Below are 19,873 nucleotides of genomic sequence, written 5' to 3' on the forward strand. Positions count from 1 at the left end.
CGCGTGACTCAGTCTCCGGCGGACCAGTCGTCCCACGACCGGGGGTCGTCGCGCTGACGCGGATCTCCGCGCGACGACCCCCGGTCGAGGGACGCCTGGACCTCCGGAGCATGGGTGAAGATGGGCGGATGACATCCGCGGGGGGCGTTCCGGAGCTCAGGCTGGCCGTCGTCGACGACCAGCCCCTCTACCGGCACATGCTGTCGTCGCTGCTGCGCGCGGCGCCGGGCGTGCGGAGCGTCGTGGAGGCCGGATCCGCCACGGAGGCGCGGTCGGTGCTGCGGCCCGCGGAGCTCGACGTGGCGATCCTCGACATCGAGCTCGGCGACGGGGACGGCATCGAGCTCGGGCGCCGGCTGCGGTCCACCGCGCCCGGGCTGGGCATCGTCCTGCTCTCGGCCGTCGACGCGATGCACCGCTTCCTCCGCCTCGACCGCGCCGAGGCCCGCGGCTGGAGCTACCTCTCGAAGACCTCCTCTCTCTCCGCCCCCGCGCTGCTCGCCTCCGTCCGCGCGACGGCGGACGGCCGCACCGTGCTCGACCCGGCGCTGGTCGCCGCCCGCGCGGCCCGCCGCGACGCCCCGGTCGCCGCACTGAGCCCGCGCCAGTACGAGGTGCTCTCCGGCCTCGCATCGGGGCTGACCAACGCCGCGATCGGCGAGCGCCTCGGCATCGCGGTCCGCTCGGTCGACAACCACGTCAACGCCGTCTACGCGGCCCTCGGCGTCCGCTCGGACGGCGAGCGCAACCCGAGGGTCGACGCGACGCTCCTCTTCCTCGAGCACACCGGATGAGCGCCGGCCCGCGCGACGCGCGCGAGGACAACCGCATCGTCCTCGGAGCGATGGCCCTCCTGGGCGGCGTGCTCTCGCTGCTGGCCGCGCTCCAGGCCGTCTTCGCGCTCGGGATGCTGTCGCGGACGCTGCGGGGCGTCGATCCGGGGCCGCTGCTCGACGTGACGACGCGCGTCCTGGTCAACGTGGCGACGATCGGGCTCGCGATCGCCCTGGTCGCGGTGCTGCGTCCCGAGCGCTCGACCGGCGGCGCCCGCGTGGCTCGAACGGCGGTCATCGCCATGGGGATGGGACTCGTCCGCTGCTGCCTCCAGGTGCTGACCGGCGTCTACCCGCTCTCGGCACTCCCCGCTCTCGCGGTCGAGCTGGTCGTCGGATCCACGGTGATCGCGCTGATCACCGCCTACGGCTACCTGCTCGTGCGCGCGGCACGGCGCGTGCGCGAGAAGGAGCGGGAGCACGCCCGCGCCTCCGTGCAGGCGCTCGAGGCGGTGCAGGCCCTGCAGCGGGAGGAGCTGCGGGTGCGGCGCGACGTCGCGCAGAGCCTGCACGGCGGCCTCCAGAACGGACTCGTGGTGCTGACCGCCGAGCTGCACGCGGTCGCGAGCGCATCCGACGAGGCGGCCTCGGAGCGGCTGCTCGCCATCGCCGCCCGGCTCGACCGGCTCCGCGAGAACGAGGTGCGCGCGGTCGGCCACGCCCTCTACCCGGTCGAGATCGACCACGGCCTGGTCCCCGCCGTCCGCGACCTCGTCGCGCGCCTCCCTCCCGAGATCGCGGTCGACCTCGACCTCGGCCGCATCCCGGCGCTCGCCGCCGAGGGTGCCGAGCCGCCGCTCGACCAGCGGATGCTCCTGGTCCGGTTCCTGGAGGAGGCGGTCACCAACGCGCTGAAGCACGGCGGCGCCTCCTCGCTGCGGGTGCGCGGCGACGAGGAGGCGGGCGTCGTGGTGCTCACCCTCGACGACGACGGCCGCGGACTCGTCGAGGGGTCGACGCGCTCGGGCCTGGCGCGGCTGGAGCGGCAGCTCGCGGTCTACGGGGGCTCGCTGGAGCTCTCGGACTCGCCCGTGCTCGCGGGGGCGCGGCTGCGGGCGCGGCTCCCGCTGTCCGGCGCGGCGCCCGGCGGGGACGGTGGACGGGCGGAGTAGCGGCACCGGCGCTCCCGCCGTCCCTCGCGTCGAGCACAGGGCGGTCCGAGGGATGGATTCACGCCGGATGACGAGCCGCCTCCTCGTGCCCGCCCCTCACGCCGGGTAGACCAGCAGATCCTCCGGAGCGACGGTGAAGCCTGCCTCGCGGCCGGGCGCGAGGTCGAGGCACGCCGCGTCGGCCGCCGGGACGTCGGCGGTCAGGAGCGCGCTGCGCACCCGCACCGCGTCTCCCCGCTGCTCCACATCGGTGATCACGGCGCGGAGGCCTCCCTCTCCGACGGAGACGGCGGAGGGGCGGACCGCGGCGAGCACCGCGGCGCCGACCGCGACCGGCTCGGCCGCCACTCCGGACAGCTCGTGACCGTCGGCGGTGCGCAGACCCGTCGCGGTGCGCACGCCGTCGAGCAGCTCGAGCCCGGCGAGCTCGGCGGTGAACGCGGTGCGCGGGCGCGTGAGGACCCGGGCGGTCTGCCCCTCCTCGACCACCCGGCCGCCGTGCAGCACCAGAACCCGGTCGGCGAGGGTCCAGGCGTCGAGCACGTCGTGGGTGACCACGATCGCCGAGCGGTCGGCGAGCACCTCGCGGAGCATCCGGCGGAGGACCGGGGCGGTCCGGGCGTCGACCGCGGCCAGCGGCTCGTCGAGCAGCAGGAGGCGCGGGTCGGTCGCGAGGGCCCGGGCGAGGGCGACCCGCTGAGCCTGGCCGCCGGAGAGGCTCCCCGGGCGCCGGTCGGCCAGGTCGGCCACGCCCGCTGCGGCCAGCTCGCGCTCGGCCCGCTCGAGGGACCGCGCCCGTCCGGCGCCGGCGCTGCGCGGACCGAACGCCGCGTTCTCGCGCACGCTGAGGTGCGGGAACAGCAGCGGGTCCTGCGCCAGCAGGGCGACGGAGCGGCGGTGCGGAGGAGTCCACCGGCGGTCGTCGAAGAGCAGCGCGCCGCCGGCGGTCGCCCGCCCGGAGTCGGCGCGGACGAGGCCGGCGATCAGCTCGAGCACGGTCGACTTCCCCGCGCCGTTGGGCCCGAGCAGCGCGATCGTCTCGCCCTCGGCCACGTCGATCCGCACGTCGACCCCGCGCGCCGCGAGCCGCGCCTCCAGCAGCAGGCTCACCGCGGCACCCCCCGGGCGGAGCGCCCGTGCGCGAGACCGATCACGAGCACCGCGACCACCACGAGCACCAGCGCGAGGGCGACCGCCGCGTCCGGATCGCTCTCGCGCTGCAGGTAGATCTCGAGCGGGAGGGTGCGCGTCGTGCCCTCGAGGCTGCCGGCGAAGGTCAGCGTCGCTCCGAACTCGCCGAGCGCCCGCGCGAACGAGAGGATCGCGCCCGAGGCGAGGCCCGGCAGGATCAGCGGCAGCGTGATCCGCCGGAGCACCGTCCCGGGCGAGGCGCCCAGCGTCGCGGCGACAGACTCGTACCGCGCGCCGGCGCTGCGCAGCGCGCCCTCGAGCGTCAGCACCAGGAACGGCAGGGCCACGAAGGTCTGCGCGATCACGACGGCGGTGGTCGAGAACGCGATGCGGACGCCGAGGGCCTCCAGCCCGCCGCCGAGCAGGCCCATCCGCCCGAAGGTGAAGAGCAGCGCCAGCCCGCCGACCACCGGCGGGAGCACCAGCGGCAGCAGCACCAGCGAGCGGAGCAGGCGCTGGCCGGGGAAGGCCGTGCGGGCGAGCACGAGGGCCATCGGGGTGCCGAGCAGCAGGCACAGCAGAGTCGCGACGGCGGAGGTGCGCAGGCTCAGCAGGAGCGCGGCGACGGAGGAGTCGGAGGTGATCAGCGGCAGGAACTGCGGCCAGTCGACGCGGGCGAGGATCGCGGCGAGCGGGAGCAGCACCAGCAGGGCGCCGAGCGCGGCGACGGCCACGACCCAGCGCGGCAGGCCGGACCCGGTGCGCATCAGCCGCGGGCGAGCGGCGTCTCGACGATGACCGTGGTCGCCTTGACCACCGCCACCGCGGGAGACCCGGGCTCGAGCCCGAGCTCGCGGACCGCCTCGCTGCTCATCAGCGAGACCACGCGGTGCGGACCGCACTGCAGCTCGACCTGCGCCATCACGGTGTCCATCACGATGCCGGTGACGATCCCGACGAAGCGGTTGCGGGCCGAGCGCGCGACCGGGGACGGATCCTCCGGCAGCACGGCGTTCGCGCGGGCGAGCCGGGCGACCTCGAGGCCGTCGACGACGCGTCTCCCGGACGCGTCCTTCGCGCTCTCGAGCGTCCCGTTCTCGATCCAGCGCCGCAGCGTGTCGTCGCTCACGCCGAGCGCGGCGGCGGCGTCCCTGATCCGTATCTGCGGCATGGAGTCGATCCTACGTCCGCGGCTGAGCCTGTGCCGTGCCCGTCTCCTCTCCACGAGATACCGCTCCGGTGCGCTTCCTGCGGCGTGCCGCGCATCCGGGTGGCATCTCGCGGAGAGGGAGGAGCGGAACGCGGAGGGACGGACGCTGGGGATCCCGGGCCGCGCGCGCAACCCCCTGGAGGACCGGCAGGAGCGCGACGCACGCTGAAGGGACGACGACACAGGAGGCGGCATGCGCGCGATGGTCTACCGGGGCCCCTACAAGGTCCGCGTGGAGGAGAAGGACCGGCCGAGGATCGAGCACCCGAACGACGCGATCGTCCGGGTGACGATGGCGGCGATCTGCGGATCCGATCTGCACCTCTACCACGGGCTGCTCCCGGACACCCGGATCGGCCACACCTTCGGCCACGAGTTCATCGGCGTGGTCGACGAGGTCGGCTCGTCGGTGGAGTACCTCAGCGTCGGCGACACGGTGATGGTCCCCTTCACCATCTACTGCGGCTCCTGCTGGTTCTGCTCCCGCGGCCTCTACTCCAACTGCCACAACGTGAATCCGAACGCCACCGCGATCGGCGGCATCTACGGCTACTCGCACTCGGCGGGCGGCTACGACGGCGGGCAGGCGGAGTACGTGCGCGTCCCGTTCGCCGACGTGGGCCCGACGAAGATCCCCGAGTGGCTGCCGCACGAGGACGCCCTGATGCTCACTGACGCCTTCTCGACCGGCTACTTCGGCGCGCAGCTCGGCGACATCGTCGAGGGCGACACGGTCGTGGTGCTCGGAGCCGGACCGGTCGGCCTGGCCGCCGCGCGGTCCGCCTGGCTGATGGGCGCCGGCCGCGTCATCGTCGTCGACCAGATCGACTACCGCCTCGCCAAGGCCCGCGAGTTCGCCTTCGCGGAGACCATCGACTACACCGAGGAGGACGACCTCATCGTCACCCTCAAGAAGACCACCGGCGGGCTCGGCGCCGACGTCGTGATCGACGCGGTCGGGGCGGAGGCCGACGGGAACCTCCTCCAGCACGTCACCGGCGCCAAGCTCAAGCTGCAGGGCGGCTCGCCGATCGCGCTCAACTGGGCGATCGACGGCGTCCGCAAGGGCGGGACCGTCTCGGTGATGGGCGCCTACGGGCCGCTCGCGAGCGCCGTCAAGTTCGGCGACGCCGTCAACAAGGGCCTCGCGCTGCGGATGAACCAGGCCCCCGTCACCCGGCAGTGGCCGCGCCTGTTCGAGCACATCCGTGCCGGGCACATCACGCCCAGCGACCTGATCACGCACCGCATCCCGCTCGAGCACATCGCCGAGGGGTACCACCTGTTCTCGTCCAAGCTCGACGGCTGCATCAAGACCGTCGTCGTCCCGTAGGAGGATCCCGTGCCGTACACCGCCGACCGCCCCGTCCGCGTGCCGACCGCCGAGGAGCTGCGCGCCCGCATCCCCGGCTGGGGCGCCGACCTCGATCCCGCCGACCGGCCCGCGTTCCCCCGCGAGCGCAGCGACCTCGTCTCGGGCGCGCACTGGGAGCGCCCGGAGAGGATGCGGACGCACGGCCGTCGCGAGAAGAGCATCGAGCACCTCGAGCTGCCCGCCGTCTTCGGCACGGCGCAGCCCCTCCACGGGATCTCGGGCGCGATCCGCCGCTACGCCTACGACCGGTTCAGCGAGGGGCGCCACGCGCACTGGCTGCTGCTCGTGCTGGGCGATCGGGTGGAGTCGACCGGGGCGCACCTCCGCTCGCTGCTCACGACACGGCCGGACGATCCGATCACCGAGACCGGTGTGCTGGCCGAGGCGCACGCGCACCCGATCGCCTCGCGCCGTGGCCGGTCCGACGTGCGCCACCAGATCCTCGACCCGCTGCTCGTCGGCGGTCCCTGGGTCCTCGCGGCCCTCGGCGCCGTGGCCGTCGCCCGCCGCCTCCTGCGCTGACGCCCGTTCCCCTCTCGCGAGAGGCCGCTCCGGTACGCCTCCGTCGGCGTGTCGCGGACCGGAGCGGCGTCTCGCGGAGGAGGAAGGGGGTTCAGCGGCTGCGGGGTGCGGCGCCCGCGGTCGGCGCGGTGCGGGTGTCGACGCTCGCCGTGAGTGCCGCGGAGTAGCCGGACGCCGGGCTGCCGGACATCGTCGCGAGCTGCGGGGCTCCGCCGTCGTCGCCGAAGACGGAGTCGGTGTCCAGGCCGACCCGGGCGAGGTTCGCGGCCGAGCCCGCGTACGCGTCGAGGGCGTAAACAGCGGTGCACGCCTCCTCCTGCAGGGCGACCTGCGAGGTCGCGATCGCGTTCGACGCGTCGGTGATCGAGTCCACTCCCGGGTACACCTCGAAGTGGATGTGCGGCCAGCGGCCGGAGTAGCAGGCCGGGACGATCGAGGCGAAGGAGACGACGCCCGACGCGTCGGCGACCTGCACGCCGCGGAGGTACGTCTCGTCCTCGACGCCGCTGGAGTACATCGAGTAGTCCCCGTGCGCGTCGCAGTGCCAGACGTACACGGCGGCTCCGGCGAACGGCACGCCCCCGCTCGCCGCGTCGAGGATCGTCAGAGTGAGCGCCAGGGGGACCCCGTCGGCCGTCGCGCCGCCGCCGATGCTGGTGCGCAGGTCGCTGCGGACGATCCCGGAGCGCTCGAGGACGTCGACCCCGTTCGAGCCGTCGCCCGGGTAGGGGCCGGCCGTCTCGTCGGGGATCTCGCCGGCGACCGCGGTGCCGGCCCCGGCCGTGGCGGTCGCGGTGGGAGTCGCGGTGGCGGTCGCGGCGGCGGAGGAGGCGGATCCCGATCCTCCGGTGGCGCACGCCGCGAGCCCGAGGGTCGCCGCCCCCGCGCCGACCAGAGTCAGCACGCCGCGCCGCGAGAAGAGGGTCCCCACGTCGAACGGGAGGCCCTGGTCGACCACCTCCTCCTCGGGGCGGTCGAGCCGGCGGCCCTCGTAGGCCGGTCCGTCGGGCGTGCTGCGGGGCTCCGGGATGCGGGTCATGGTCGTGCTCCTCGTCGGTCGTGGTGTCCGTCGCGGGCAACCCTGGCGGCCGGGGCTCTGCGCCTCCGATGACCGTCCTACGACCCTCCTATGACCGACCTGCCGACCGCCCTGCCGACCGCCTTGCAGGCCTCCTCCGACGCCGCGACGCCTCTCACGGCGCTCCGAACCCGGCCGCCGCGAGCGCCGCGCGTCCGGCGTCGGAGGCGACGTACGCGACGAAGGCCGCCGCCGTGGCCGGGTCGCCCGCTCCGGTCAGCGCCGCGATCGGGTACGTGTTCACCGCCTCCGAGGCCTCGGCGAAGGGGATGCCGGTGACCGAGCCCGCGGCCCCGCGGACGTCGGTCGCGTAGACGAGCCCGGCGTCCGCTTCGCCCGAGGACACCTTGCCGAGCACGTCGGTGACCGACGACTCCTCGCTCACGGGGGAGATGTCGACCCCGGCGGCCTGCTCGACCACGGCGGCAGCTGCTCCGCACGGCACCTGCGGCGCGCAGACGACGGTGGCGGTCCCGGGCCGGGCGAGGTCGGCGAGCGAGGCGACCTGCGCCGGGTTGCCGGGGGGCACGGCGATCTCGAGCGTGTTCGTGGCGATGTCGACCGGGTCCCCGTCGACGAGCCCGGCCTCGGCGACGGTGGACATCGTGCGCTCGTCGGCGGAGGCGAAGACGTCGGCCGGGGCGCCGTTGACGATCTGCGTCGCGAGGTCGGAGGAGCCGGCGAAGGAGAGCTCGACCTGCGCGCCGGGCTCGGCGGCCTCGAACCCCGTGGCGAGCTCGGTGAACGCGCCCTTCAGCGAGGCGGCGGCGAAGACCGTGAGGGAGCCGCCGACAGAGGACGTCGCGCCGCCGGTGGCCGCATCGCCGGCGGGGGTCGACGGAGCGGAGCAGCCCGCGAGCAGGAGGAGCGCGGCAGCGGCCGGGACGAGGGAGAGCAGGCGACGATGCACGGGGACCTCCGGATCTGGAGTCCGCAGATGCGGCGGACAGCTGATCCTAGGACCTCAGGTGCGGAGGCGAGCTGGGAGGAGGGCCTCACGTGCGGCGGAGAGACGATCCGAGGACCGCACCGGCCGGGCGACGCACCTGCGCGGGGAACGACCGCCCGCGCGACGCACAGCGGCGGGCGGACCGCAGCCCTCCGGCTCCGGCCCGCCCGCCGCTCGTCGCGGCCGCCTCGACGGCGGCCCTCCGCTCAGCCCTGCGGCGGCGAGTAGAACTGGAGGTCGTTGCCCTCCGAGTCCTTGAAGGGGAGGATGCGGCCCCACTCGTGGTCGCTGATCTCGCCCTCGATCGACGCGCCCCGCGCCGTGAGGCGCTCCAGCTCGTCCTCGATCGAGCCCTCGGGCTGGAACGAGATGACCGCCCCGCCCTGCTCCGCGACCGTCGCCGACTCGCGGGCGTTCAGGCCGATCATCAGCCCGCCGGCGTCCAGCTCCGACCAGTCGTCCGAGGTGTCCTTGACCTCGAGGCCGAGCGTGTCGCGGTAGAACGCGACCGCCCGCTCCATGTCCGTGACGGGGACCCAGACCGTTGCGACTCCTGATGCCATGTCGTGCTCCTTCGCTCGATGATGCCGTTCCTCCGACGCTAGGTCGGGGACGCCCGGAGCGGGGGCCCTTGCGCCGACGCGCGGAGGCTGCTCTCGCGCGGGCGCCTCTCCGCCGAGACACCGCCCCCCGCCGGCGTCTCGGCGCGCAGCGGGACGTCTCCGCCCGGCCTCCGCGCGCGTGCGCCCCCCGCCTCAGCGCTCGGCGACGAAGCGGTGCACCACCGCGAGGTCCTCGTCGCCGAGGCCGGCGTCGACCAGGTCGCGGAACACGGTGCGGAGCGTGCCGAGCAGCGGAGCGGAGGTGCCCGTCGCCTCCGCCTCGTCGGCCGCGGCCCGCAGGTCCTTGTCCATGAAGGAGGCGACGCCGGTCGGCGTGTAGTCGCGGGCGACCAGGGCGGCGCGCTTGGTCTCGAGCACGCGGCTGCCCGCGTAGCCGCCCTGCAGCAGGGCGAGCAGCGTGTCGAGGTCGAGGCCGGAGCGCTCGGCGATGACGGCGGCCTCCGCGATCGCGGTCATGGTCGCGGCGACGACGAGCTGGTTGCAGGCCTTCGCCACCTCGCCGGCGCCGAGCGGCCCGAGGCGGACGGCGGTTCCGCAGGCGGACAGCACGGGCAGCACCCGGGCGACGTCCTCCTCCGCCCCGCCGACCATGATCGAGAGGGTCCCCGCCTCGGCGCCTTCGGTGCCGCCGCTGACGGGGGCGTCGACGAGGCGGAGCCGCGGGTGGCGTCCCGCCAGCTCGCGCAGGCCGGTGGCGGACACGCTGGAGCAGACGACGAGCACGAGGTCCGACCCCGCGGCGAGCACTCCCTCTTCTCCCTCGAGCACCTCCTCGAGCTGCGGCAGGTCCGGCACCATCACGATCAGCACGTCCGAGGCGGCGGCGAGCGAGCGGGCGGAGTCGTGCCACTGCGCCCCGGGGACGGCGCGGCGGGCGCGGTCGGCGGACGCGGGGCGCGCGGTGATCCCGAGCGGGACGCCGGCGGCGACGAGGCGCCGGGCCATCGGGGCGCCCATGCTCCCGAGCCCGATGAAGCCGGTGCGCGCGGGCGGGAGGGCGGCGGTCGTGGTGTCCGGCATGCGCCCAGCATATCGAACACGGTTCACAGGAGTGAAGTAGGGTGGGCGCGGGCCGATCCGGGGGAGAGCCTCCCGCACCGTCCCGCGAAGGGACACCCGTGACCGATCGCCTCCGCGTCGTCATCGCCTCGCCGCTCAGCCCCGAGCTGATCGCCCGCATCGTCGAGCTCGAGCCGCGCCTCGACGTCGTCGCCGACCAGAGCCTCCTCCCTCCGATGCGCCACCCGGGCGACCACGGCGGAGACCCCTCGTTCCAGCGCACTCCGGAGCAGCAGCGCGCCTTCGACGAGCTGGTCGACTCCGCCGACGTGCTCTACGGCGTGCCGGACGAGACCCCCGCCGCCCTCGCGCGCACGGCGGCCGCGAATCCGCGCCTCCGCTGGGTGCAGACGATGCCCGCGGGCGGAGGCGCGCAGGTGCGGGCCGTGGGGCTCGACGACGCGCAGCTCGAGCGCATCGCGTTCTCCACCTCGGCGGGAGTCCATTCCGAGCCGCTCGCCGAGTTCGGGGTCTTCGGACTCCTGGCCGGCGCCAAGTCCCTCCCGCGCCTCCAGTCCCTCCAGCGCGAGCGCGTCTGGGGCGGCCGGTGGACGATGGGGCTGATCTCGGAGCAGACGGTCCTGATCGTGGGGCTCGGCACGATCGGGCGCGCGACGGCCCGCAAGCTCCAGCAGCTCGGCGCCCGCGTGATCGGCACGAGCCGCCACGAGACCGAGGTGGAGCACGTCGACGAGATCGTCGCCCCCGACGCGATCGCGGAGGTGGCGGGCCGGATCGACGGGGTCGTCGTCACGCTCCCCGGCACCGCCGCCACCGAGAAGCTGGTCGGCTCCGAGTTCTTCGCCGCACTGCGCCCCGGCGCCTCGTTCGTCAGCGTCGGCCGCGGGACGGTCGTCGACGAGGAGGCGCTGCTCGCCGCCCTCGACGACGGCCGCGTCGGCTTCGCCGCGCTCGACGTGGTGGCGGAGGAGCCGCTCGAGCAGAGCAGCCCGCTCTGGAGCCACCCGAGCGTCCTGATCAGCCCCCACACCGCGGCGCTGAACGTCGCGGAGGACCGCCTGATCGCCGAGCTCTTCGCGCGCAACGCCACCCGCTTCCTCGACGGGGAGCCCCTGATCAACCGAGTCGATACGGTGGAGTTCTACTGATCCCGCCCCCGGAAGAGGACGCCATGGCCCGCCCCGATGCGCCCCCGACGACGGTCGACTCCGACAGGGGCTCGGGCGCCCCGGCCGTGTCGCGCGCCATGCGGATCCTCGATCTCCTCGCCGACGCGGGCGGCCCGCGCACGCTGACGGACATCGCCCGCGAGCTCGGGATCGCCAAGTCGTCGACATCGAACCTCTGCGCCGCGCTCGAGGAGGGCCGGCTGATCCGCCGTGTCGGCTCCGGCTTCCTCCTCGGCCGGCGCACCGTCGAGCTCGGCAGCCACTACCTCGCCGGCTTCGACCCGGTGCGCGAGTTCTACCGGCTCTGCGAGGAGTCGCCGGTGCTCTCGCGTCAGCTGGTGCAGATCGCGCTGCTCGACGGCACGCGGGTCCTCTACCTGGCGGTGCACGAGGGGCGGGAGCGGTTCGCGCTGTCCGCGAGCGTCGGCGACCGGTACCCCGCCTCCGCCACGGCCGTCGGAACGGCGCTCCTGGCCGAGCTCGACGACAGCGAGATCGCCGAGCGCTTCGCCGACGACCGCGACATCGTCGTCTTCACCGACCGGTCCACGTCCTCGACCCGCGATCTGGTCCGCAAGGTCGCCGCGGCGCGCGTGCGCGGCTACGCGATCGACGACGGCGAACTGCACCCCAGCGTCCTGGGCGTCGCCGTCGCGGTCCCGGCCGCCACCCGCTCCGATCTCTCGGTCGCGGTCGGCGTCTCGCTGGTCCGGCCGATCGCCGACGATCAGGAGGAGGTCGTCGCGGCCCTCCGCGAGGCCGCCGCGGCGCTCGGCCGCCCGCCCCTCGTCGCCGGAGCGCCCGCCTGACGCCTCGCCGTCCATTCCGTTGAATCCTGTTCACTGGGCTGTTACGCTCGGCCCATCCCGCCTCTGCGGGCCGGAGTGAGCGAGGCACCGTGGCGACCAGCAGAACGAGCAGCACGGGCAGCCGCACCGGCGTCGAGCCGAGGGGCGTCCGCTGATGCGCCTCGCGCGGATCCGGGCCGAGGACGGACCGGCCGTCGTCCTCCAGGTCGCGGGGGAGTGGCGCGAGATCGAGGACGCCTTCGCCGCGGAGCCGATCGAGACGGGCCGCCGCTGGCCCGTCGAGGGCGCGCAGCTGCTGGCCCCGGTGGAGCCCCGCGTCATCCTCGGCATGGCGCACAACGGCTCCGCGGCCGACCGGCTGCTGCCCCCGCAGGCCTTCCACAAGACCGCGCACACGCTGGCCGGGCCCGGCGACCCGATCGTCCTCGACGAGGGCATCGGGCCGGTGGTCGTCGAGGGCGAGCTCGCCCTGGTCATCGGCCGCACCGCAAGGCACCTCACGCCCGAGGACGCGCTCGCGCACGTGCTCGGAGCGACGGTCGCGAACGACGTCACCGCTCCGGGGATGATCGCCGCCGACGGCCTCTTCCTCCAGGGCAAGAACGGCGACGGCTGGACGCCGCTCGGACCGTGGATCGAGACCGGAGTCGACGTCGACGCGGTCGGCATCACGGTGAGCGTCGACGGGGAGGTGCGGGCCGTCTCCTCGACCGACCGCCTCGGCTGGCGCGCCGCCGAGATCCTGGTGCACCTCACCTCCCACCTCACGCTCCACCCGGGTGACGTCGTCCTCACCGGCTCGCCCGGCACGGCCGTCGAGGTCGGGCCCGGCCAGGAGGTCCTGATCGCCCTCGACGGGATCGGCGCGCTCGCGAGCCGCACTGTCGCGGGCCCTCCGCGCGCGGCGCCTCCGCAGCCCTGACATCCGCTCCGACCCTCTGGAGGAACCGTGCTCTTCGACCTGACCGACCGCGTGGCGCTCGTCACCGGATCCAGCCGCGGCATCGGCCGCGCCGTCGCCACCGGCCTCGCCGAGGCGGGCGCCACCGTCGTCCTGAACGGCCTCGACCCCGAGCGCCTCGAGGCCGCCCGCGCCGAGCTCGCGGAGCGGTTCCCCGGCACCGACGACCGCCCGCGGATCCACGCCCGCGCCTTCGACGTCACCGACGACGCGGCCGCCGAGGCGGGCGTCGCCTGGATCGAGGAGGCGGTGGGCCCGCTGCGCATCCTGGTCAACAACGCCGGCGTCCAGCACCGCGTGCCCCTGCTCGAGCTCGAGGTCGCCGACTGGGAGCGGGTGCTGCGCACGAACCTCACCAGCGCCTTCGTGGTCGGCCGGGCGGCGGCGAAGCGGATGATCCCGCGCGGCGCCGGGAAGATCGTCAACGTCGCCTCGGTGCAGGCCGATCTCGCGCGGCCGACGATCGCGCCCTACACCGCCTCGAAGGGCGGGATCCGCAACCTCACCCGCGCGATGACGGCGGAGTGGGCGCAGCACGGCATCCAGGTCAATGCGATCGCTCCGGGGTACATCCACACCGAGATGACGCAGGGCCTCGTCGACGACGTGGCGTTCAACAGCTGGATCCTCGGGCGCACGCCCGCCGCGCGCTGGGGCCGCGTCGAGGACCTGATCGGCCCCGCCGTCTGGCTCGCCTCCGATGGCTCGGACTACGTCAACGGGCAGGTCGTCTTCATCGACGGCGGCATGACCGTCGTCGTCTGAGTCACCCCTCGACCCACCGAACGGAACCCGTATGACCGCGCTCGTCCCCGCCTCCACCACCCGCGTCGTCGTCCACGCCGCCGGCGACCTCCGCGTCGAGGAGGCGCCGCTCGCGCCGCGCGGCCCCGGCGAGGCCCTCGTCGCCGTCGCGTACGGCGGGATCTGCGGCTCCGATCTGCACTACTGGACGCACGGCGCCGCGGGCGAGTCGATCCTCCGCGAGCCGCTGACGCTCGGCCACGAGGTGGTCGGCACGGTCGTCGAGGCAGCGGCGGACAGCTCAGGACCCCCGGTCGGCGCGGCCGTCGCCGTGCACCCCGCGACCGCGCGCGGCGAGTGGCCCGACGGGCGCCCCAACCTCGCGACCGAGGGCACCTATCTGGGCAGCGCCGCGCGGATGCCCCACACCCAGGGCGCGTTCGCCCGCCACGTGGTGCTGCCGGCGCGCATGCTCCGCGAGCTGCCCGCCGGTCTCGGGCTCCGGGAGGCGGCGCTCGCGGAGCCGGCGAGCGTCGCCTGGCACGCGGTGTCCCGCGCGGGGGAGGTGTCGGGACGGCGCGCGCTGGTGATCGGCAGCGGCCCGATCGGGGCGCTGATCGTCGCCGTGCTGAAGCGGGCGGGGGCGGCCGAGATCGTCGCGGTCGACCTGGCCGAGGAGCCGCTCGCGATCGCCCGCGCGGTCGGCGCGACCCGGACGATCCGCGCGACCGACGCCGACGCGATCGCCGAGGTCGCGGCCGACGTCGTCTTCGAGTCCTCGGGCAGCCCGCGCGGCCTCGCCTCGGCCGTCCGGGGCGCCGCCCGCGGCGGCACCGTCGTGATGGTGGGACTCCTCCCCTCGGGCGAGCAGCCGGCCCTGATCTCGCTCGCGATCACCCGGGAGCTGCGCCTGATCGGCTCCTTCCGCTTCGTCGACGAGATCGACGAGGTGCTGGCGGCGCTCACCGACGGGAGCCTCGCGGTGGCGCCGGTGGTCACGCAGGTGGTGCCGCTGGAGCGCGCGCTCGAGGCCTTCGAGCTCGCCCGCGACGCCTCGCGCTCGAGCAAGGTGCTGCTCGACTTCACCCCGTGACGGGCGCTCGAGGCGCCTTCGGAGGGTCGGGATCGCCCGAGCGTTCGGGGTTCCCTCGGACGGCGGTGCCGCCGGAGCACTACCGTTGCACCATGGCGTCCACCGATACCCCCGATTCCGCCCCCGAAGCCGACACCGCTTCCGAGAGCGCCCCCACGCTCACCTTCTCCGACCTCGGTCTCTCCGAACCGGTCCTCAAGGCCCTCAAGGAGGTCGGCTACGAGACGCCTTCGGCCATCCAGGCCGCGACGATCCCGTCCCTCCTCTCCGGCCGCGACGTCCTCGGCGTCGCCCAGACCGGCACCGGCAAGACCGCGGCGTTCGCGCTGCCGATCCTCTCGCGCCTCGACGTCTCGCAGAAGACGCCGCAGGCCCTCGTGCTGGCCCCGACCCGCGAGCTCGCGCTGCAGGTCTGCGAGGCGTTCGAGCGCTACGCGTCCGGCCTCCGCGGCGTCCACGTCCTCCCCGTCTACGGCGGCCAGGGATACGGCACCCAGCTCTCCGCGCTCCGCCGCGGCGTCCACGTCGTCGTCGGCACGCCCGGCCGCATCATGGACCACCTCGAGAAGGGCACCCTCGACCTCTCGCAGCTGAAGTTCCTGGTTCTCGACGAGGCCGACGAGATGCTCAAGATGGGCTTCGCGGAGGACGTCGAGACGATCCTCGCCGACACCCCCGTCGAGAAGCAGATCGCGCTGTTCTCGGCGACGATGCCCGCGCAGATCCGCCGCATCTCCGGCAAGTACCTGAAGGAGCCGGAGGAGATCACGGTCAAGAACAAGACCACGACCTCCGTCAACACCACCCAGCGCTACCTGATGGTGTCGTACCCGCAGAAGGTCGACGCCCTCACCCGCATCCTCGAGGTCGAGAACTTCGAGGGCATGATCGTGTTCGTCCGCACGAAGAGCGAGACGGAGACGCTGGCCGAGAAGCTGCGCGCCCGCGGCTACACCGCGGCGGCGATCAGCGGAGACGTGGCCCAGGCCCAGCGCGAGCGCACCGTCGAGCAGCTGAAGTCGGGCAAGCTCGACATCCTCGTCGCGACCGACGTCGCCGCCCGCGGCCTCGACGTCGAGCGCATCAGCCACGTCGTCAACTACGACATCCCGATCGACACCGAGTCGTACGTCCACCGCATCGGCCGCACCGGTCGCGCGGGGCGCAGCGGAGCGGCGATCAGCTTCGTCACGCCGCGCGAGCGCCGCCTCCTCGCCGCCATCGAGAAGGCCACCCGCCAGCCGCTGACCGAGATGCGGATGCCGAGCGTCGAGGACGTCAACGTCACCCGCCTCTCGCGCTTCGACGACGCGATCACCGCGGCGCTCGCCGACACCGAGCGCCTGCAGCGCTTCCGCGACATCATCGGCCACTACGTCGAGCACCACGACGTGGTCGAGTCGGACGTCGCCGCCGCGCTGGCCATCGTCGCACAGGGCGAGGAGCCGCTGCTGCTCTCGCCCGACGACCCCCGCTTCGCCCGTCGCGAGCGCGAGGACCGCGACTCCCGGCCCGACCGCGGCGACCGTCCCGAGCGCGGCGACCGCTTCGACCGCGGCGGCGACCGGGGCGAGCGTCCCGAGCGCCGTCAGCGCCCGGCGAACAGCAACCTCGCCTCGTACCGGATCGAGGTCGGCCGCCGCCAGCGCGTCGAGCCCCGCCAGATCGTGGGCGCGCTCGCGAACGAGGGCGGCCTCAACCGCGGCGACTTCGGGCACATCGACATCCGCCCGGACTTCTCGATCGTGGAGCTGCCGGCCGACCTGCCCCAGGACGTGCTCGACCGCCTCGCCGACACCCGCATCAGCGGGCAGCTGATCGAGCTGAAGCCGGACCGCCGTCCGAGCCGCGCCGGCGCCGACCGCGGCGCACGCCCCAGCGGCCCGAGCCGCTCGAGCGACCGCCCGGAGCGCAAGCCGCGCTACTGACGGCTCCCGCCTCTGCGGACGGGCTTCCACGAGACGCCACTCCGGTACAGCGACCCTTGCGTGTCGCGAACCGGAGTGGCGTCTCGCGTTGGTGCGGGGGGCGGCCTCAGCGGCGCAGGACGCGCCGGGCCAGCACGTTGCCGAGCAGCTGCACCAGCTGCACGATCACGATGATCACGAGCACCGCGGCCCAGGTGACGACCGGCTCGAACTGCCGGTAGCCGTACTGGATCGCGAAGTTGCCGAGCCCGCCGGCGCCGATGTATCCGGCGACCGCCGACATGTCGATCACGGCGACGAACACGAACGTGTAGCCGAGGATCAGCGGACCGAGCGCCTCCGGCAGCAGCACCGTGCGGACGATCCGGAACCGGCTCGCTCCGACCGACCGCGCCGCCTCGATCACGCCGGGCTGCACGGTCAGCAGGTTCTGCTCCACGATCCGCCCGATGCCGAAGGCGGCGCCGAGCGAGAGGGTGAAGACGATCGCGTCCGTGCCGATGCCGGAGCCGACCACCAGCCGGGCCAGCGGCTGGGCCGCGGCGATGAAGATGATGAACGGGATCGGCCGGAACACGTTCACGATCACGTTGAGCAGTCCGTGGACCACCCGGTTCGCGTAGAGGGCGCCGCCGCGGGTGAGCGCGAGGCCCAGTCCGATCAGCAGTCCGCCGAGCCCGCCGAAGAGGAGGCTCAGCGCGACGATGTAGAGCGTCTCGCCGGTCGCCTGGACGAGCTTGGGCAGGAGCGGGATCAGCTCGTTCATCGGGGCACCTCCGTGAGGGCGACGCGTCCGCCGAGGCGGGCGAGGAGGGGGTCGACGACGCCGTCCGGCGCGTCGAGGGCGACCGTGAGGTGGCCGAAGGCCCGTCCGCGGACGTCGGTGATGCCGCCGTAGACGAGCTCGAGCGGCACGCCGGCCGCCGCGACCTCGGCGAAGACGTCGCCCTGGGAGGCGGAGTCGTCCGAGAACGAGAGCGTGACCAGCCGGCCGCGGTGGCGCGTACGCAGCACGGCCGCCTCCGCGGGCGAGGGCACCGAGCGGACGACCGTGGAGACGAAGCGGCGGGTGACCGGCTCGCGCGGGGCCGAGAACACGTCGAAGACGGGCCCGCGCTCCACGATGCGGCCCGACTCCATCACCGCGACCTTCGTCGCGAGCTGCTGGACCACGTCCATCTCGTGGGTGATCACGACGATGGTGACGCCCAGCTCCTCATTGATGCGGCGGAGGAGGGCGAGCACCTCGCCGGTGGTGTCCGGGTCGAGCGCGCTGGTGGCCTCGTCGGCCAGCAGGATGCGCGGGGAGGCGGCGAGGGCGCGGGCGATGCCGACGCGCTGCTTCTGCCCGCCCGAGAGCTGCTCCGGGTGGCTGCGCGCCTTGTCGCTCAGACCGACGAAGCGGAGCATCTCGTCGACGCGGGCGCGCTGCTCCGTGCGCGGGACGCCCGCGACCTGCAGCGGGTAGGCGACGTTCTGCCCCACGGTCTTCGAGCCGAACAGGTTGAACTGCTGGAAGATCATCCCGATCCCCAGGCGCAGCCGGCGCAGCTCGCGCTCGGGCAGGCCCACGGTCTCGCGGCCGTCGATCTCGATGCTGCCGCTGGTCGCGGGCTCGAGGGCGTTGACGAGGCGCGCGAGCGTGCTCTTGCCGGCGCCGGAGTAGCCGATCACGCCGTAGACGTCGCCCGCCTCGATCTCGAGGCTCACGCCGTCGACGGCCGCGGTCGGGGCGGCGCCGCGCCCTGCGCCGGGGTACACCTTGCGCACGTCAGTCATGCGGATGAGCGGCACGGGGCGCCCTTTCTGTTGCGGGGGAGGCGCGGGACCGCGCCGGTGGGGAGCTCCGCGAGCGGAGGACCCGACCGGCGCGGTGCCGCAGGTGCCGGAGTCAGGAGGCGGCGGAGATGTCGGTCTCGGCGGACTCGAGCGAGGTCTCCAGCTCGGAGGCCGGGGTCTTCAGGAAGACCGCGGTGCCGCCGGACTGCTCCGAGACGCCGTCGAGCACGTCCTGGCTGTCCTGGTAGATCGAGACGAGCTTCGTGTAGGTCTCGTTCTCGGCGTCGTCGGCTCGGGCGGCGAAGATGTTCGTGTAGAGCAGGGAGGCGGGGTCGCTCGGGTCGTCCTGGGCGATCGCGTCCGAGGCCTTGAGGCCCGCGTTCTCGATGAAGTCGTTGTTGATGATCGCGGCGGCCACGTCCGGGAGCGACGTCGGGGTGAGGGAGGCCTCGAGCGCGGTGACCTCCACCTTCGAGGAGGACTCGACGTCGTCGACGTTCGAGAGCACTCCGCCGCCGTCCTTCAGCTCGACGAGCCCGGCCGACTGCAGCACCAGCAGCGCGCGCGCCTGATTCGTCTCGTCGTTGGGGATCGCGACGGTGGAGCCGGCGGGGATGTCCGCGACGTCGTCGTACTGCGAGGAGTAGAGGCCGAGCGGGTAGATCGCGGTCGCGCCGATCGGCACGAGGTCGGCGTCGGCCGAGGTGTTGTACTGCGCCAGGTAGGCGATGTGCTGGAACTGGTTGAGGTCGATCTCGCCCTCGGTGAGGGCGGGGTTGGGCTGGTTGTAGTCGCTGAAGTCGACGATCTCGACGTCGATCCCGGCGTCGGCGGCGGCCTTCTCGTAGGTGGCCCAGTAGGGGTCGCTCGCGCCGACCACGCCGATGCGGACGGTGTCGTCGCCGCCGCCCGCGCCGGAGCAGCCGGCGAGGAGGAGGGCGGCGGAGGCGGCGATCGCGGAGGTCGCGAGGAGTCGGGTGCGCAGGGTCATGGCTGTGGGGATCCTTCCGTGGAGAGGATCCGGGCACTCGGCGCCGACCGAGCGGTGCTGGTCACCGCCGGCGCTGCGACCGGCCTCCGGTCGCTCGGCGCCGCGACTGCGCGGATCCCGGGGATCACCTTACGAAGGCGTTCGGACCCGCGCGGAACCCGCGCGTAACACGGCGACTCGGAGGCAGCGGAGGCGCGCGCTCACCGCCTGAGCGCGCCGTGGCGGCCGCTCAGCTCGCGAGCGCGCCGTCCTCGCCCGCCGACGCCTCGTGCTTGGCGATCCGCTTCGCGATCGCGTCGCGCTCGGCCCGGAGCGACGCGATGGTCGGCTTGTCCAGGCGGGGGTCGGCCAGGTCGGCGAAGGGGCTCGCGGCGCCGGTGCGCGCGGACACGAGCGCGGCGTACGCCTTCGTCGCGGCGCGGAGCTCGGCTCCGGCCCGTTCGACCTTCCGCGGCTTCGACTCCTTGTCCGAGACGAGTCGGGCGTGCTTGTCGAGGGCGTCTACCAGCGCGCGATGCGCGGCGTCAATCTTCTTGCTCATAGGCG

The 19,873-nt window shown here is 74.2% G+C and carries 21 protein-coding genes; 10 read left to right on the forward strand and 11 right to left on the reverse strand.

Features of this window, described 5'->3' with window-relative positions; genetic code table 11:
* Positions 1-128: 128 nt before the first annotated feature.
* Complete coding sequence (locus C5C63_RS12125; protein ID WP_104292643.1) at positions 129-794, forward strand: response regulator transcription factor; 666 nt, start codon at positions 129-131, stop codon at positions 792-794.
* Positions 791-1,945, forward strand: coding sequence for a sensor histidine kinase (locus C5C63_RS12130; RefSeq protein WP_104292639.1), 1,155 nt, complete (start codon positions 791-793; stop codon positions 1,943-1,945). The genes C5C63_RS12125 and C5C63_RS12130 overlap by 4 nt, the downstream gene beginning before the upstream one ends.
* A 96-nt stretch (positions 1,946-2,041) precedes the next feature.
* Here C5C63_RS12130 and C5C63_RS12135 read toward each other — a convergent pair whose 3' ends face one another.
* Genes C5C63_RS12135 through C5C63_RS12145 form a run of 3 tightly spaced genes read right to left on the reverse strand, consistent with a single transcriptional unit; the run spans position 2,042 to position 4,247 of the window.
* Positions 2,042-3,055, reverse strand: a complete 1,014-nt coding sequence (locus C5C63_RS12135; RefSeq protein WP_104326129.1) for a sulfate/molybdate ABC transporter ATP-binding protein — start codon at positions 3,053-3,055, stop codon at positions 2,042-2,044.
* Positions 3,052-3,843, reverse strand: coding sequence for an ABC transporter permease (locus C5C63_RS12140; protein WP_104326130.1), 792 nt, complete (start codon positions 3,841-3,843; stop codon positions 3,052-3,054). The genes C5C63_RS12135 and C5C63_RS12140 overlap by 4 nt, the downstream gene beginning before the upstream one ends.
* Entirely contained in the window at positions 3,843-4,247 is a 405-nt protein-coding gene (locus C5C63_RS12145; protein WP_104222447.1) for a molybdopterin-binding protein, read from the reverse strand. Before C5C63_RS12145 ends, C5C63_RS12140 begins: the two co-directional genes overlap by 1 nt.
* A 232-nt stretch (positions 4,248-4,479) precedes the next feature.
* Between C5C63_RS12145 and C5C63_RS12150 the strand changes: the two genes are divergently transcribed.
* Both C5C63_RS12150 and C5C63_RS12155 read left to right on the forward strand, forming a co-directional pair.
* Positions 4,480-5,619 (forward strand): zinc-dependent alcohol dehydrogenase, encoded by a 1,140-nt coding sequence (locus tag C5C63_RS12150; RefSeq protein WP_104326131.1) that lies wholly within the window; start codon positions 4,480-4,482, stop codon positions 5,617-5,619.
* A 9-nt stretch (positions 5,620-5,628) separates the two neighbouring features.
* Entirely contained in the window at positions 5,629-6,183 is a 555-nt protein-coding gene (locus C5C63_RS12155; protein WP_104260653.1) for a hypothetical protein, read from the forward strand.
* 91 nt (positions 6,184-6,274) lie between these two features.
* Here the strand turns inward: C5C63_RS12155 and C5C63_RS12160 are convergent, their stop codons facing one another.
* The 4 genes from C5C63_RS12160 to C5C63_RS12175 form a co-directional block, all read right to left on the reverse strand.
* The gene (locus C5C63_RS12160) at positions 6,275-7,222 is read right to left on the reverse strand and encodes an intradiol ring-cleavage dioxygenase (protein ID WP_104326132.1); all 948 of its coding nucleotides are present in this window, start codon (positions 7,220-7,222) and stop codon (positions 6,275-6,277) included.
* Between the two features lie 154 nt (positions 7,223-7,376).
* Positions 7,377-8,171, reverse strand: coding sequence for a molybdate ABC transporter substrate-binding protein (gene modA / locus C5C63_RS12165; RefSeq protein WP_258065452.1), 795 nt, complete (start codon positions 8,169-8,171; stop codon positions 7,377-7,379).
* Positions 8,172-8,416: 245 nt separating this feature from the next.
* Positions 8,417-8,773 carry a VOC family protein gene (locus C5C63_RS12170; protein WP_104233520.1) on the reverse strand — a complete coding sequence of 119 codons (357 nt, stop codon included), beginning with the start codon at positions 8,771-8,773 and terminating at the stop codon, positions 8,417-8,419.
* Between the two features lie 192 nt (positions 8,774-8,965).
* Positions 8,966-9,853: an NAD(P)-dependent oxidoreductase gene (locus tag C5C63_RS12175; RefSeq protein WP_104233521.1), complete on the reverse strand. Its 888-nt coding sequence runs from the start codon at positions 9,851-9,853 to the stop codon at positions 8,966-8,968.
* Between the two features lie 98 nt (positions 9,854-9,951).
* Between C5C63_RS12175 and C5C63_RS12180 the strand changes: the two genes are divergently transcribed.
* The 6 genes from C5C63_RS12180 (at position 9,952) to C5C63_RS12205 (ending at position 16,557) form a co-directional block, all read left to right on the forward strand.
* Positions 9,952-11,001 (forward strand): D-2-hydroxyacid dehydrogenase, encoded by a 1,050-nt coding sequence (locus C5C63_RS12180; RefSeq protein WP_258065453.1) that lies wholly within the window; start codon positions 9,952-9,954, stop codon positions 10,999-11,001.
* 23 nt (positions 11,002-11,024) lie between these two features.
* Entirely contained in the window at positions 11,025-11,831 is an 807-nt protein-coding gene (locus tag C5C63_RS12185; protein WP_104326134.1) for an IclR family transcriptional regulator, read from the forward strand.
* Positions 11,832-11,985: 154 nt separating this feature from the next.
* Entirely contained in the window at positions 11,986-12,753 is a 768-nt protein-coding gene (locus tag C5C63_RS12190; protein ID WP_104326135.1) for a fumarylacetoacetate hydrolase family protein, read from the forward strand.
* Between the two features lie 27 nt (positions 12,754-12,780).
* Positions 12,781-13,557, forward strand: a complete 777-nt coding sequence (locus C5C63_RS12195) for an SDR family oxidoreductase (protein ID WP_104257860.1) — start codon at positions 12,781-12,783, stop codon at positions 13,555-13,557.
* 31 nt (positions 13,558-13,588) lie between these two features.
* Positions 13,589-14,629 (forward strand): L-idonate 5-dehydrogenase, encoded by a 1,041-nt coding sequence (locus tag C5C63_RS12200; RefSeq protein WP_104326136.1) that lies wholly within the window; start codon positions 13,589-13,591, stop codon positions 14,627-14,629.
* 92 nt (positions 14,630-14,721) lie between these two features.
* The gene (locus C5C63_RS12205) at positions 14,722-16,557 is read left to right on the forward strand and encodes a DEAD/DEAH box helicase (RefSeq protein ID WP_104326137.1); all 1,836 of its coding nucleotides are present in this window, start codon (positions 14,722-14,724) and stop codon (positions 16,555-16,557) included.
* A gap of 106 nt (positions 16,558-16,663) precedes the next feature.
* On the opposite strand, the gene C5C63_RS12210 is transcribed toward C5C63_RS12205, so the two are convergent.
* The 4 genes from C5C63_RS12210 to C5C63_RS12225 all read right to left on the reverse strand — a co-directional run bounded on the left by C5C63_RS12210 (position 16,664) and on the right by C5C63_RS12225 (position 19,868).
* Complete coding sequence (locus C5C63_RS12210; RefSeq protein WP_104233527.1) at positions 16,664-17,323, reverse strand: methionine ABC transporter permease; 660 nt, start codon at positions 17,321-17,323, stop codon at positions 16,664-16,666.
* Entirely contained in the window at positions 17,320-18,336 is a 1,017-nt protein-coding gene (locus C5C63_RS12215; protein WP_104226635.1) for a methionine ABC transporter ATP-binding protein, read from the reverse strand. Before C5C63_RS12215 ends, C5C63_RS12210 begins: the two co-directional genes overlap by 4 nt.
* 112 nt (positions 18,337-18,448) lie before the next feature.
* A complete protein-coding gene (locus C5C63_RS12220; protein WP_104237943.1) occupies positions 18,449-19,327 on the reverse strand; it encodes a MetQ/NlpA family ABC transporter substrate-binding protein in 879 nt (292 codons plus the stop codon).
* Positions 19,328-19,556: 229 nt separating this feature from the next.
* Positions 19,557-19,868, reverse strand: coding sequence for a hypothetical protein (locus tag C5C63_RS12225; RefSeq protein ID WP_104233529.1), 312 nt, complete (start codon positions 19,866-19,868; stop codon positions 19,557-19,559).
* Positions 19,869-19,873: the final 5 nt, after the last annotated feature.

Origin of the sequence: Rathayibacter sp. AY1B8 (assembly GCF_002932775.1) — a bacterium.
In the GTDB taxonomy this organism is placed as follows: Bacteria; Actinomycetota; Actinomycetes; order Actinomycetales; family Microbacteriaceae; genus Rathayibacter.